At 68.1% G+C, this 13,286-nt stretch carries 14 protein-coding genes and 1 tRNA gene; 11 read left to right on the forward strand and 4 right to left on the reverse strand.

Annotation, left to right across the window (positions count from 1 at the left end):
- Positions 1 to 28 precede the first annotated feature (28 nt).
- The 3 genes from E0H45_RS03320 to E0H45_RS03330 all read left to right on the forward strand — a co-directional run bounded on the left by E0H45_RS03320 (position 29) and on the right by E0H45_RS03330 (position 2,587).
- Positions 29 to 610, forward strand: coding sequence for a nucleotidyltransferase domain-containing protein (locus tag E0H45_RS03320; protein WP_131334783.1), 582 nt, complete (start codon positions 29 to 31; stop codon positions 608 to 610).
- A gap of 118 nt (positions 611 to 728) precedes the next feature.
- Complete coding sequence (locus tag E0H45_RS03325; protein WP_131334784.1) at positions 729 to 1,697, forward strand: threonine ammonia-lyase; 969 nt, start codon at positions 729 to 731, stop codon at positions 1,695 to 1,697.
- Positions 1,697 to 2,587: a bifunctional NUDIX hydrolase family protein/GNAT family N-acetyltransferase gene (locus tag E0H45_RS03330; protein WP_131334785.1), complete on the forward strand. Its 891-nt coding sequence runs from the start codon at positions 1,697 to 1,699 to the stop codon at positions 2,585 to 2,587. Before E0H45_RS03325 ends, E0H45_RS03330 begins: the two co-directional genes overlap by 1 nt.
- Before the next feature lie 7 nt (positions 2,588 to 2,594).
- On the opposite strand, the gene E0H45_RS03335 is transcribed toward E0H45_RS03330, so the two are convergent.
- Positions 2,595 to 3,032 (reverse strand): hypothetical protein, encoded by a 438-nt coding sequence (locus E0H45_RS03335; protein WP_131334786.1) that lies wholly within the window; start codon positions 3,030 to 3,032, stop codon positions 2,595 to 2,597.
- 310 nt (positions 3,033 to 3,342) lie between these two features.
- On the opposite strand from E0H45_RS03335, the gene E0H45_RS03340 reads away from it, so the two are divergent.
- Positions 3,343 to 4,035, forward strand: a complete 693-nt coding sequence (locus E0H45_RS03340) for an MBL fold metallo-hydrolase (protein WP_202872180.1) — start codon at positions 3,343 to 3,345, stop codon at positions 4,033 to 4,035.
- 66 nt (positions 4,036 to 4,101) lie between these two features.
- Here E0H45_RS03340 and E0H45_RS42340 read toward each other — a convergent pair.
- Positions 4,102 to 4,173 (reverse strand) — tRNA-Gln (locus E0H45_RS42340).
- Between the two features lie 123 nt (positions 4,174 to 4,296).
- On the opposite strand from E0H45_RS42340, the gene E0H45_RS03345 reads away from it, so the two are divergent.
- The 6 genes from E0H45_RS03345 (at position 4,297) to E0H45_RS03370 (ending at position 11,254) form a co-directional block, all read left to right on the forward strand.
- Positions 4,297 to 5,295, forward strand: coding sequence for an acyl-CoA desaturase (locus E0H45_RS03345; protein WP_131334788.1), 999 nt, complete (start codon positions 4,297 to 4,299; stop codon positions 5,293 to 5,295).
- Positions 5,296 to 5,354: 59 nt separating this feature from the next.
- Positions 5,355 to 5,996, forward strand: a complete 642-nt coding sequence (locus E0H45_RS03350) for a TetR/AcrR family transcriptional regulator (protein ID WP_131334789.1) — start codon at positions 5,355 to 5,357, stop codon at positions 5,994 to 5,996.
- 74 nt (positions 5,997 to 6,070) lie between these two features.
- Entirely contained in the window at positions 6,071 to 7,249 is a 1,179-nt protein-coding gene (locus E0H45_RS03355) for a sensor histidine kinase (RefSeq protein ID WP_238154774.1), read from the forward strand.
- The gene (locus E0H45_RS03360) at positions 7,249 to 7,911 is read left to right on the forward strand and encodes a response regulator transcription factor (RefSeq protein WP_131334791.1); all 663 of its coding nucleotides are present in this window, start codon (positions 7,249 to 7,251) and stop codon (positions 7,909 to 7,911) included. The genes E0H45_RS03355 and E0H45_RS03360 overlap by 1 nt, the downstream gene beginning before the upstream one ends.
- Before the next feature lie 99 nt (positions 7,912 to 8,010).
- Positions 8,011 to 8,790 (forward strand): ABC transporter ATP-binding protein, encoded by a 780-nt coding sequence (locus E0H45_RS03365; protein WP_131334792.1) that lies wholly within the window; start codon positions 8,011 to 8,013, stop codon positions 8,788 to 8,790.
- A 1-nt stretch (position 8,791) separates the two neighbouring features.
- The gene (locus E0H45_RS03370; RefSeq protein WP_131334793.1) at positions 8,792 to 11,254 is read left to right on the forward strand and encodes an ABC transporter permease; all 2,463 of its coding nucleotides are present in this window, start codon (positions 8,792 to 8,794) and stop codon (positions 11,252 to 11,254) included.
- Between the two features lie 42 nt (positions 11,255 to 11,296).
- Here the strand turns inward: E0H45_RS03370 and E0H45_RS03375 are convergent, their stop codons facing one another.
- Together E0H45_RS03375 and E0H45_RS03380 are read right to left on the reverse strand one after the other, a co-directional pair.
- Positions 11,297 to 11,644, reverse strand: a complete 348-nt coding sequence (locus E0H45_RS03375) for a VOC family protein (protein ID WP_202872181.1) — start codon at positions 11,642 to 11,644, stop codon at positions 11,297 to 11,299.
- Between the two features lie 2 nt (positions 11,645 to 11,646).
- A complete protein-coding gene (locus tag E0H45_RS03380; protein ID WP_131334795.1) occupies positions 11,647 to 12,444 on the reverse strand; it encodes a methyltransferase domain-containing protein in 798 nt (265 codons plus the stop codon).
- 98 nt (positions 12,445 to 12,542) lie between these two features.
- Here E0H45_RS03380 and E0H45_RS03385 point away from each other — a divergent pair, with 98 nt between their 5' ends.
- Positions 12,543 to 13,040: a MarR family winged helix-turn-helix transcriptional regulator gene (locus tag E0H45_RS03385; RefSeq protein WP_131334796.1), complete on the forward strand. Its 498-nt coding sequence runs from the start codon at positions 12,543 to 12,545 to the stop codon at positions 13,038 to 13,040.
- The last annotated feature ends 246 nt before the right edge of the window (positions 13,041 to 13,286 follow it).

Genomic DNA, 13,286 nt, shown 5'->3' on the forward strand with positions numbered 1-13,286 from the left:
CATCCGACCTCATGCGAGGGAGTCCCAGATGCATCTCGAAGTACTGAACGCCGTACGGGCGTTGTTCGCCGACTACCCCGGCCGCTACTGGATCGCCGGCGGGTGGGCGCTCGACCTGTTCGTCGATCGGGTACGGCGACCGCACACCGACGTCGACGTACTCGTCCTGGCCCGCGATCTCGACCTGGTCGCCGCAACGTTCACCGACCCGCGGCCGACGGTCGAGAACCCGAACACCGGCGACCAACGCCCCTGGGAACCGGGCGAGACGTTGACGCCAGGTCCCGGCGTACTGGCGTTCCCCGACGACCTGTTCCCGGCACCGGTCCGCATCATGCTCGCGGCGTCCGACGGCGACGACTGGGTCTACCACCGCGGCCGCGGCACACTCCGCAAACCGCTCGACGAGATCACGCTCACGACCGCCGACGGCATCCCGTACCTCGCCCCGGAGCTCGTGCTCCTGTTCAAGTCCCGCAGCGACCGCCCGAAGGACACCGACGACTTCAACGACGTCGCCACCGACCTCGACCCGACCCGCCGCGCCTGGCTGCACGACCGCATCGCCCCGCGCTATCCCGACCACGAGTGGCTCCCCGCCTTGAGCTGACGTCAGCGAGGTACTGGGGACACCCGCCGGGGACGGGGAACAAGGTATTGCCTGTGCCCAGACTCCATTGGGTGTTCCCAGAACCTCGATGTCGGACGATTGCGTAGCATCCAGTGTTGTGCAGAGGACGCGGCTCGACCTGGATCGGATTCGTGCGGCGCGCAAGGTCATCGATCCGGTGTTTCTGGACAGCCCGTTGTATCGCTGCGAGGCGTTGGAACCGCTACTCGGCTGTGCGGTCAACATCAAGCTCGAGACGGCGAACCCGGTCCGCAGCTTCAAAGGTCGCGGTACCGAGGTCGTCGCGAGTCAGCTCGCCGGCAGCGACTCGCGTGCCGTGGTGTGCGCGAGTGCGGGCAACCTCGGCCAAGCCCTCGCCTGGTCCAGCCGCGACCGCGGCCTCGACGTCACGGTCGTCGCCTCGAGGTTCGCGACCGCGACCAAGCTCGACCGGATCCGCGCACTCGGCGCCAAGCTCGAACTCGTCGACGGCGACCACGAACTCGCCCGCGAACGAGCCGCCGCAATCGCGCAGTACGACGGGATTCGGCTGCTCGAGGACAGCCTGGACCTCGAGACATGCGAGGGCGCGGCAACCATCGGACTGGAACTGGTGCCGCGGATCGACCCGAGCAGTCGTCCCGCCGTGCTGATCGCGCTCGGCGGCGGCGCACTGGCGACGGGTGTGGGATACGTACTGAAGACGCTCGCGCCCGCGGTCGAGGTGATCTGCGTCCAGCCGCTCGGCGCACCGGCGTTGACGCACTCCTGGCATCAGCGCCGCGTCGTCACCACCGACGCGACCAACACGATCGCCGACGGCGTCGCCGGCCGCATCCCCATCCCGGAAGTCCTCGACGACCTCCTCCTCGTCGCCGATGACGCCGTACTCGTCCAGGAAGCCTCGATCATCACCGGCCTGCGCATGCTGCTCGACCACGCCGGCCTCGTCGTCGAACCATCGGCCGCGCTCGGCATCGCGGCAGTCCTCGAAGACCGCGACCGCTTCGCCGGACGACAGGTGTTCACGATCGTGTGCGGCAGCAACGTCGACCTGGACAAGTACCGGGGCTGGGTCAGCCTCTGATGGCAAGGCTCGCGGTGAAACTCCTGCTGGTGGACGAGGACGACCGCCTACTCCTCATCCACGCCAAGGACCCGAAGACCCAGGCCGAGTGCTGGTACCCGGTCGGCGGTGGCGTCGAAGCCGACGAGTCCCTTCAGACCGCCGCCGCGCGCGAGACGTACGAGGAGACCGGTCTGCGCGATCTGCCGACGGGGATCCACGTGTGGACGCGGGACCACACGTACGAGTTCAACGGCGAGACCGTCGACGTACACGAGGAATGGCTCCTGCATCGCGTCGACCACTTCACACCGGCCCCGGCGCACCTGAGCGACTACGAAACCACCACGATCCTCGGCTTCCATTGGTGGACCGCGCAGGAGCTGATCGAGACACCCGAAACAGTCTTCCCACCACAACTCGGAGAGCTGCTCACCGACCTACTCGCTAGCCCGCCGAAGGAGAATGAGGTCGTGTCTGATCCATCGGTCGTCATCCGTCCAGCCCGTCTCGAAGACGGCGAGCACGTCTGGCCGCTCGCGCAGGCCTTCGCGACGTCGTTCACTCCCGAACGGTCCGCGTTCGACGCGACCTGGAAGCAACTGGTCGACGTACCTGACACTCTGCTGCTCGTCGCCGAGACCGCTGACGACAGAATCGTCGGCTACCTGCTGGGCAACACCCACCTCACCTTCCTCGCCAACGGCCCCGTCGCCTGGGTCGAGGAAGTCATGGTCGACGCAAACCAGCGGCAGTCCGGAATCGGCCGCCTCCTAATGGAACACGCCGAGCAATGGGCCAAGTCCACAGGCGCCGCCTACCTCGCCCTAGCCAGCCGCCGGGCAGGCCCGTTCTACCTAACCCTCGGCTACGAAGACTCCGCCACCTTCTACAAGAAAACCCTGACCTGAGCTGCAGTCACGTGTCGTATTCGAGGCCGTCCCAGGGTTCGTAGTAGGCGATGAAGTCGCCTGGTTCGATGTGGAGCGAGTAGGTGCCTTCGTACTCGGTGCCCACCCAGCCGAAGGTCACGCCGTTCCTGTCGACGGCGAACGGCGCCACGTCGATCGGTTCGAGGACGTACTTGCCGAGCTCAGCCAACCGCGAGGCAACAAGTTGATCGGCGCCGGCCGAAGCAGCCTGTCCAGGAGGAACACCTTCGGGCCGGCGAACCTCGTCGACCTTCACCTCGTCGAACGTCCCGTCCGCCTTCCAGAGGAACAACCCGACGTACGCCGCCCCGGAACCGAACAACTCATCGCTGAGAAAGAACTTCCGCCCGTCCTCAGCAGTCCCGGCGTACGGCACGTGATAGTCGTCCGGAACGATCCGGAACCGCCCATGCACCTGCTCCACCGCAGCCTCCCCCGCACGCTCCGCCGAACCGCCCCCACACCCACCCAACGCAACCACCAACCAGACCGCAAGCACCCCACCCAACCCGCACCGCAGCCCCCTCATCCGCCCCATGCCGCACAATCTAGCTGCGGCTGGCGGGTTATTTGACCGCTGCTGTCCTACAACACACCAGCTGTAAAACAACCCGCCAGCGGTCTGTCGACACCTCGCGCTGGGCGAATACAGCTGACACAGTGAGCGGATGTTGACGCAGGTGGGTGATGGGGTTTGGGTGCGGCAGAGTGAGTGGGTTTGGAGTAATGCTGTCGTGGTGCGGGGGGAGGGTGGGTTGGTGCTGGTCGATCCCGGGATCGACGGGTCCGATCTGAATGAGCTCGCCGATGACGTGGATCGGCTCGGGCTTCCGGTGGTCGCCGGGTTCTCGACTCATCCGCACTGGGACCACCTGCTCTGGCACTCCCGGTTCGGTGATGTGCCGCGGTACGCCACCCTCGGCTGCGCGAAGGTTGCCGGTGAAGTGCGAGAGCGGGCGCAGGCGATGGCGGCAGAGAGCGCGGAGGGCGTCCCACTCGAGCTGATCGGGCTCCTCAGCCCGCTGCCCGCGGACGGAGGCCCCATACCGGGCGAGATCGTCGAGCATCAGGCGCACGCCATCGGCCACGCCGCCGTACTCCTCGCCGACCGCGGCGTCCTGATCGCCGGCGACATGCTCTCCGACATCCTGATCCCACTCCTCGACGCCCGCCGCCCCGATCAGGTGTGCGCCTACGAAGCCGCACTCGACCGACTCAGCGAGGCAGTCCAGCACGTCGACGTCCTCATCCCCGGTCACGGCGCAGTTGCCGAGGGTCCCGAGGTCGCGGCCCGCCTGGCCGCCGATCGGGCCTACATGGACGCGATAAAGCGAGGCGAGGACCCGACCGACGCACGCCTCGCCCAGGACTGGCTCAAAGGCCCACACCAGTCGAACCTGGAGCAGGCCCGGCACTCGTCCGAATGAACAACCCCGGCTCGTCCGGATGAACAGAACCCCGGCTCAAGAAGTCCCGAGCCGGGGTTCGTGCTGCTCCCCCGCCAGGTTTCGATCCTGGTCTTCGAGATTCAAAGTCTCGCGGGCTGCCGATTACCCCACGGGGGATCGTGGTTGCCGGGACAGTTTGCCATGAGTGGGGTGGATGACACGCTGAGGGGTTCCTTACCTACGGTCCCGTAGGTTACGGTGGCGTAGGTAAGGACACGCTGAGCTGAGGGATTAACAAATATGACTCCACCCGCCGTTGCCGCTCCGGATGCGCCCACCCGTACCGCACCGGTCGACGAGGACGTGAATACCGGAACGCTCGGCGGTGAGCAGAAGAAGCTCTGGGAGCAGGTCGCGCTGGCGCTGTTCATCGGCATCCCGTTCCTGGCGGTGCTGGCAGCGGTGCCGATCGCGTGGGGCGGGTTCCTCGGCTGGCGGGACGTCGTACTCGCGGTGGTCTTCTACACGGTCGCCGGTCACGGGATCTCGATCGGTTTCCACCGGCTGTTCACGCACAAGTCGTTCAAGCCGAACCGCCCGCTCAAGTACGCCCTCGCCATCGCCGGCTCGCTGGCGATCGAGGGCCCGGTGATCCGCTGGGTGGCCGATCACCGCAAGCACCACAAGTTCTCCGACCGCGACGGCGACCCGCACAGCCCGTGGAAGTACGGCAACACGCTGGGCGCGCTCACCAAGGGCTTCTTCCACGCGCATGTCGGCTGGCTGTTCGACACCGAACAAACCCCGCAGCGGCAGTACGCGCCGGATCTGCTGAGGGACAAGGACGTCGTCAGGGTGTCCCGGATGTTCCCGCTGCTGGTCGCGGTCTCCCTGCTCGCGCCCGCGGTCATCGGCGGCCTCTGGTCCTGGTCGTGGACCGGCGCGCTGACCGCGTTCTTCTGGGCCAGCCTGGTACGGATCGCCCTGCTGCACCACGTGACTTGGTCGATCAACTCGATCTGCCACACGATCGGCGACCGGCCGTTCAAGAGCCGCGACAAGTCCGGCAACGTGTGGTGGCTGGCGATCCTGAGCCAGGGCGAGTCGTGGCACAACCTGCACCACTCGGACCCGACCTGCGCCCGGCACGGCGTACTCAAGGGACAGCTCGACACGTCCGCCCGCTGCATCTGGATCTTCGAGAAGAGCGGCTGGGTGTCCGACGTCCGCTGGCCGGTCAAAGAGCGGCTGGAGGCCCGACGTGTGGACTCTTCGCCCCGTACGCTCAAGGCTGCTTGAACCCGAAAACTCCCACCCGCAATACCCGAAGTGCGGCATGATGCTGACGTGATCACGACGTGACGGAACCCAAACCGCGGCGGTCCGGCCGGATCCGGATGACCAGTGCCGAACGTCGCGAACAGCTCATCACCATTGCCCGCGGCCTGTTCGCCCAGAAGGGGTACGAGGCCACCTCGGTCGAGGAGATCGCCCACCGCTCCGAGGTCTCCAAGCCGGTCGTCTACGAACACTTCGGCGGCAAGGAAGGCCTGTACGCCGTTGTTGTCGACCGCGAGGTACGGGCGTTGCTCGACGGTGTCACCGGCGCGCTGACGGCCGGCCGGGCGCACGAGCTCGTCGAGCAGGCGGCGCTCGCGCTGCTCGACTACATCGAGAACAACGCCGACGGGTTCCGGATCCTGGTCCGCGACTCGCCGGTCGGGTCGGCGACCGGTTCCTTCATCTCGATCCTCAGCGACGTCGCGACCCGGGTCGAGCACATCCTGGCCGAGGAGTTCAAGCGCCGCGGTCTGGACCCGAAGAACGCCCCGATGTACGCCCAGATGCTGGTCGGCATGGTCGCGCTCACCGGCCAGTGGTGGCTGGACGCCCGCAAACCGAAGAAGCAGGACGTCGCCGCACACCTGGTCAACCTGGCCTGGAACGGCCTGTCCGGCCTCGAGGTCAAGCCGGTTCTCGCGACCCGCCCGCACAAGTAACAGCCTCTGGTCGTACGCCGAGATCCGACCGTGGAATGACCTCCGCCAAGGCCGGGCCCCGTACCCTGGCCAGCATGACGGGGATGCTGACCGCGCGGCCGCTGCCTGCCCGGAGCAAGGCGTTCGACCTGTTCCTGGCCGGCGGCCTGTGCATGATGTTCGGCTTCCTGTCGCTGGCCCAGGCGCACTGGGGCGGCGTCCTCGCGTTCGGCATGCTGGTCCCGCTGATCTGGCGCCGCACCCACCCCGAACTGGTCTTCTTCGGCGTCTGCTCGGTCGCCGCTCTCCAATGGCTCGCCGCCGTCGAGTTGATGCCCGGCAACGTCGGCCTGCTCGTCGCCCTCTACGCCATCTCCGTGTACGGCGACCTACGGCTGAGCCGGATCGCCCTGGGGATCGGCGGTCTCGGCGTCCTGATGGCAACCTCGCGGTACTGGTCGAACTCGGACTGGAAGCAGCAGGTCACGATGATGGTCGCGCTGGGCGCGCTCGTCTTCGGCGTCTGGGCGTTCGGCGAGCGCCGCCGTACCCGCGGCCTGTACGTCGCGCAGCTCGAGGAGCGGGCCGCCCAGCTCGAACGGGACCGTGACCGCGAGGCGAAACTGGCCGTGAGCAACGAGCGGACCCGGATCGCCCGCGAGATCCACGACGTGGTGGCGCACGGCCTGTCGATCATGATCGTCCAGGCCGACGGCGGGCTGTACGCCGCGGACCAGTCGCCCGAGGCGGCGAAGAAGGCGCTCGCCACGATCGGCGACACCGGCCGCGCGAGCCTGACCGAGATGCGCAAGATGCTCGGCCTGCTGAAACAGGACGAGCAGAACGAGCTCGACCCGAACCAGCCCCGCCCGCAGCCCGGCGTCTCCAGCCTGCCGGAGCTGATCGAGAACGTCCGGGAGGCCGGGCTCAGTGTCAGCTACGAGGTCACCGGAGAACCCCGCGACCTGCCGGCGCTGCTCGGACTGACGGCGTACCGGATCGTGCAGGAGGGTCTGACGAACACGCTGAAACACGCCGGGCCGGGGGCGCGCACCTCCGTCAGCCTGGACTTCGGGCGCGAGATGCTGACCGTGGTGGTCACCGACGACGGTCGCGGCGCCGGCGTCGCGCCGAGCTCGGACCCGGGTCACGGCCTGGTCGGGATGCGGCAACGCGCCTCGGTCTCGGGCGGTACGGTGAGCGCCGGACCGAAGGCGGGCGGTGGTTACGAGGTGATCGCCAGACTGCCGTACAACCTGCCGACTGGAGAGTAATGGACGACATCCGGGTGTTCCTCGTGGACGATCAGGAACTCGTCAGAGCGGGCTTCACGATGCTGGTGGACTCGCAGGCCGACATGCGCGTGGTCGGCCAGGCGGGCGACGGCGGCGAGGCGCTCGAGAAGATCCAGGTGACCGCGTGCGACGTCGTCCTGATGGACGTCCGGATGCCGCGGCTGGACGGCGTCGAGGCCACCCGCCGGCTGCAGTCGTTGCCTGAGGCACCGAGGGTGATCGTGCTGACCACGTTCGACCTCGACGAGTACGCGTTCGCCGCGATCAAGGCCGGCGCGGCCGGCTTCCTGCTCAAGAACACGCCGCCGGCCGACCTGCTGAGCGCGATCCGCCAGGTGCACTCCGGGGACGCCGTCGTCTCCCCCAGTACGACGAGACGTCTGCTGGAGCACTTCGCCGGGTCCCTGCCCGACGAGCAGACCGAGCGTCCGGACCTGGCCGACCTCACCGCCCGCGAGCGCGAGGTGCTGGTCGAGGTCGCCCGCGGCCTGTCGAACACCGAGATCGCCAGGCTCTTCACGTTGTCCGAGGCAACGGTCAAGACGCATATCGGCCGGATCCTGGCCAAGACCGGTCTGCGGGACCGGGTCGCCCTCGTCGTCCTGGGGTACGAGACCGGACTCGTCCGGCCCACCAAGTAATACCCAGGTAGGACCTGGGGTCCCCACCCTGGTCCGACGAAACCGGGGCGCGGAATCACTAACTTCTTGGACAACATCGGAGTTGAACCAAGGAGTGACATGAGCTTGCAGACCGGAGAGCTTGCGGCCGGGCGGTTGCCGCAGGACGGGGAGCCGCGGACCGCGATCCGGGCGCACGAACTGCGCAAGGTGTACGGACAGGGCGACACCGCGGTCGCCGCGCTCGACGGGGTCTCGGTCGACTTCGGGGTCGGCCAGTTCACCGCGATCATGGGCCCGTCGGGGTCCGGCAAGTCGACGCTGATGCACTGCCTGGCCGGGCTGGACACTCCGACCGAGGGCCAGGTGCTGCTCGGCGAGACCGAGCTGACCCGGCTGCCGGACGCCGAGCTGACCAAGATCCGCCGGGACCGGGTCGGCTTCGTGTTCCAGTCGTTCAACCTGCTCCCGATGCTGTCCGCGAACGACAACATCCTGCTCCCGCTCGAGCTCGGCAACCGCAAGCCCGACGAGCAGTGGCTGAGCACGCTGATCGAGGTCCTCGGGCTGAGCGACCGGCTCACGCACCGGCCGTCGGAGCTGTCCGGTGGCCAGCAGCAGCGGGTCGCGGTGGCGCGGGCCCTGGTCGGCCGCCCGGAGGTCGTGTTCGCCGACGAACCGACCGGCAACCTGGACTCGCGGTCCGGGGCCGAGGTGCTCGGCTTCCTGCGCCGCTCGGTCCGCGAGTTCGGCCAGACCGTGGTGATGGTGACGCACGACCCGCTCGCGGCGTCGTACGCCGACCGCGTCGTGATGCTTGCCGACGGCAAGCTGGCCGGCGAGCTGCGGCAGCCGACCCCGGAGAGCGTTCTCGACGCGCTGCGCCAACTGGGGGCCTGACGTGCGACGTTCGCTCCTCTCCTCGCTGCGGGCCCACATGGGTCGCCTGGTCGCCGCCTGTCTGGCGATCGTCCTCGGGGTCGGTTTCGGATCGCTCGCGATGATCGTGCACGCGTCCGCGTCACACGGTGTCAACGAGACGATCGGCGCGCAGTACAAGGGCGTCGACGCCGTCGTCTACCCCGACCAGGCGACCATCTCCCCCGCCGACATCGCCACCGTCCAGAAGCTGCCGCAGGCCGCGGCGGCCGTCACGCTGACGACCGCGTACATGGACGTCGCGTTCCCCGATCTGGTCCGCGGGACCACGGTTCCGATCGACGCCCTCTACGACACCCAACACATCGCCGGCCCCGGCACCTCCTCCGGACGGTTGCCGACCGCAACGAACGAGATCGCGCTTCCGGCCCGGACCGCGGCCAAGCACAAGATCGCCGTCGGCCAGAGCTTGCGGATCAGCTCGTACGACGACAAGTCGTGGACCGTCACCGTCGTCGGTCTGCTGGACGACTCGAAGTATGTCGGCAGCGCTTCCGCCGTCGCGACTCCGGCCGCGGTGAAGATCTTCGACCCGGGTGCGTACACCCGCGGGATCGCACTGGCCGCGAAGCCCGGCGTCTCCCAGCAGCAACTCACTTCAGCCGCGCAAGCCGTGGTCGCGAGCGGTCTCACTGTTTACACCGGTGAGGCGTTCATCCAGCACGAGGTAAAGGGTCTGACCAACGGTATCGACGTCCTCGGCGGAGTGTTCGGGATGTTCGCCGTGATCGCGTTGTTCGTGGCCTGCCTGGTGATCGGCAACACCTTCACGATCGTGATCGCCCAGCGCACCCGCGAGATGGCACTGTTGCGCTGCGTCGGGGCGTCCCGCCGGCAGGTCTTCTCCTCGGTCATCGCGGAGGCCACCGTGGTCGGCGTGATCGCGTCGGCGATCGGTGTCGTCTTCGGCGTCGCGCTCTCCGCGCTGGGGTTGGCGCTGTCCCGCGAGTTCGATTGGGGTATCCCCCCGGTGCCGTTGCATCTGGACCTGTCGTCGATCTTCCTGCCGCTCCTGCTCGGCACGCTGGCCACGCTCGTCGCGGCCGTCGTACCGGCTCGGCGGGCGACGAAGGTGGCGCCACTTGCCGCGCTCCGTCCGGAGGCGGCTCCGGCGGCCGCGACCAAGGCGGGCATACTGCGGTTGGTGCTGGGCTTCCTGCTCCTCGCCGGCGGCGGCCTACTGCTGGGGGTCGGGGCGAAGCAGCACGAGGTACTGATCGGTGTCGCGGGCGGCGCGATCTCGTTCCTCGGCATCCTCGCGATCGGTGCGCTGCTCGTCCCGGCGCTGATCCGCGTGATCGGCGCGCTCCCCGCCCGGAGTGGCGGCGTACCCGCCCGGATCGCCGTCGCGAACGCGGTCCGCAACCCTCGGCGTACGGCGGCCACCACGTCGGCGCTGCTCATCGGCGTGACGCTGATCAGCCTCACCTGCGTCGGGATCGCCTCGGTGCGGAAAACGTTTGATGTGTCGATGGACGGTCAGTACCCGGTCGACCTGATGGTCACGACGTACAAGGAGAAGATGCCGGCGAGCGCCGAGCAGCAGCTCCGCGACATCAAGGGCATCACCCAGGTCGTCCCGATCAGCACGGTGACCGCGAAGGCCGGTGGCGAAGAGATCGACGTGACCGGTGTCGACGCGGGCAAGGCCGGCTCGGTGATCCACAACGCGGCGCTGAGCGACAAGCTGAAGCCCGGTACGGCGCTGGTCACCTACCCGGTGCTGAAGCGGCTGAAGCTCGAGGACGGCTCGCCGCTGACGATCGTGTCGGGACAGCACAAGGTCACACTGACCGCCCGGCTGGCGATCGGGGTCGACCCGATCACCACGACGTCGGCCGACCTCGCGAAGCTGACGCCGAGCGCGCCGGTGACCGGGTTCTGGCTGGCGTCGGACCCGAAGGCGGACGGCGCGGACGTGGTCGACGCCGTGGAGCAGTCGATCCCGACCGTCAAGGATCTGTCGGTGCAGGGCGGACTGGCCGAGCGGACCAGCTACACGAAGATCTTCGACGTACTGCTGATCGTCGGCATCGGTCTGCTCGGGGTCTCGGTGCTGATCGCGCTGGTCGGCGTCGGCAATACGCTCAGCCTGTCGGTGCTGGAGCGGACGCGGGAGAACGCGCTGCTCCGGGCGATGGGCCTGTCCCGCCGCCAGCTGCGCGGGATGCTCGCGATCGAATCGTTGCTGATGGCACTGGTCGCGGCCGGTCTCGGGATCGTGCTCGGTCTGCTCTACGGCTGGACCGGGACGAGCGCCCTGATGGGCGGCCAGACGGTCGAGGGCGGCGTGGAGTACGCCGTACCCGGGACCCTGCTGATCGCCATCGCCGCAGTGGCCGCGGTCGCGGGCCTACTCGCCTCGGTACTGCCCGCCCGCCGTGCGGCCAAGGTCGCACCGGCCGGCGCACTGACGACCGAATGAGCCAGCGGCTCGCCCGGCTTGAGGGGGCCGGGCGAGCCGCTTTCACACGATCTCGACGCGATTCCCGTGGCCGTCGGCGGTGTGGAATCGCCGGCGGCCTGGGATCGTTTCGTTGTCCCAGGTCACCGGGTATCCCAGCGCTTCGAGCTGCGCGGCCAGAGCGTCCAGATCATCGACAGCCAACGCCGGATGTGCCTTCTTCGCGGGCGTGAAGTCCTGCTCGACCCCGATGTGGATCTCCGCCGCCCCGGCCTTGAACCAGCACCCGCCGCGCGCCTTCAGCAGCTCCGGCTTCTCCACCTCGGTCATCCCGAGCGCATCGCGGTAGAACGCCCGCGCCACGTCCTCGCCACCGGGCGGGCACGACACCTGCACATGATCGAGCCGCATGCTCATCCCTTCTTCTGCGCCGTCTTCTGGGCCACCGCGAAGATCCGCCGGAACGGCAGCAGCGTCCCGTAGTCCCGCTGCGGATACGCCTCCGCCAGCCGAGCGCCGTACTCCGCCTCGAACTTCGGCCGTACGTCGTCCGGCAGCGACTGCAGCACCGGCCGCGCGCCGGTCCCCTTCACCCACTCCAGTACGGCGTTGTCGCCGGACAGCAGGTGGAAGTACGTGGTCTCCCACGCGTCAACCACGCACCCTTCCGCGCTGAGCGCGTCGACGTACCCTGCCGGACCGGGTACGTCGGGGCGCAGCGAGGTGTCCTTCGCGTACTCGGCGTACGGCTCGGTGCCGGCCAGCTCCCGCAGGATCGCGTGCGACGGCGCATCGCCGTTGCCCGGGATCTGGATCGCCAGCCACCCGCCCGGCCGGAGCGCCCGGACGAACCCGGGCAGCAGGTCGAGCTGCTCGGGCACCCACTGCAGCGTCGCGTTCGTGACGATCACATCCAGCGACCCGGGCTCGACGCTCCACTCGCGGACGTCACCGAGCTCGAAGCTCAAGTGGTCGTCGGCGTACTCCGCCGCGGCCTCGAGCATCTGCGGCGAGCTGTCGATCCCGCGGATCTCGGCCTCCGGCCAGACCTGACGCAGAGTCGCGGTCAACGCGCCCGGACCGCAGCCGAGGTCGACCACGGTCCGTACGTCGGTCGCCCGGACCCGCTCGACCAGGTCCCGGAACGGCCGGGCACGCTCGTCGGCGTACGTGCCGTACTGCTCTGGACTCCACACCGGTGACGTACGCATCGGACTGCCCCTCTCACACTGATTTATCTTGACGTCGAGATACTCTAACTCCACAACTTGTCTTGATGTCAAGAGTCTTGATGGGTACTCTCGAACCCATGGAGGACGAGGTCGATCGCCTGATTCAGGCCTGGCGCCGCGAGCGCCCCGATCTCGACGTGGCGCCGATGGAGGTGCTGTCCCGGGTCAGCCGCCTGGCGCGGCATCTCGATCGCGCCCGCAGCCAGGCCTTCGACACCCACGGCCTGGAGTCCTGGGAGTTCGACGTCCTCGCGGCGCTGCGCCGAGCGGGTACGCCGTACCAGCTGTCCCCCGGCAAGCTGCTCAAGGAAACCCTCGTCACGTCCGGCACGATGACGAACCGGGTCGACCGGCTGGCCGCCCGCGGCCTGGTCGAGCGGCTGCCGGATCCTCATGACCGGCGCGGTGTGCTCGTCCAGCTGACACCCGCGGGCCGGGACAAGGTCGACGCCGCGATGGCCGACCTGCTCACCCATGAGCGCACGCTGCTCGGCGGCCTCAGCGACGGCGACCAGCAGAAGATCGCCCGGGTGTTACGGGAACTGGTCCGCCCGTTCGACCTGGAAAAGCACTAACCGAAAACACTCGGTTCGCGTCACCGACAAAGCCGCTTGTTCGTACGGACAAAGCGCGGCCGAAATGACCCGGAATTATCCGAAAAGACGACCCGTCACTTCTACCCTGGTCCGATCGTTGCTAGTTGCAACGAGATCGAGAGACTGCTGTAGCCGACGACTATCGACACCGGACGGGCCCACTACTAGGGTCATCACCGTCGGTGGTTGATCGACTACAAAATGTCAGAACACGGTGACTTCGGC

Origin of the sequence: Kribbella soli, assembly GCF_004331345.1 — a bacterium.
GTDB classification, from domain to species: domain Bacteria; phylum Actinomycetota; class Actinomycetes; order Propionibacteriales; family Kribbellaceae; genus Kribbella; species Kribbella soli.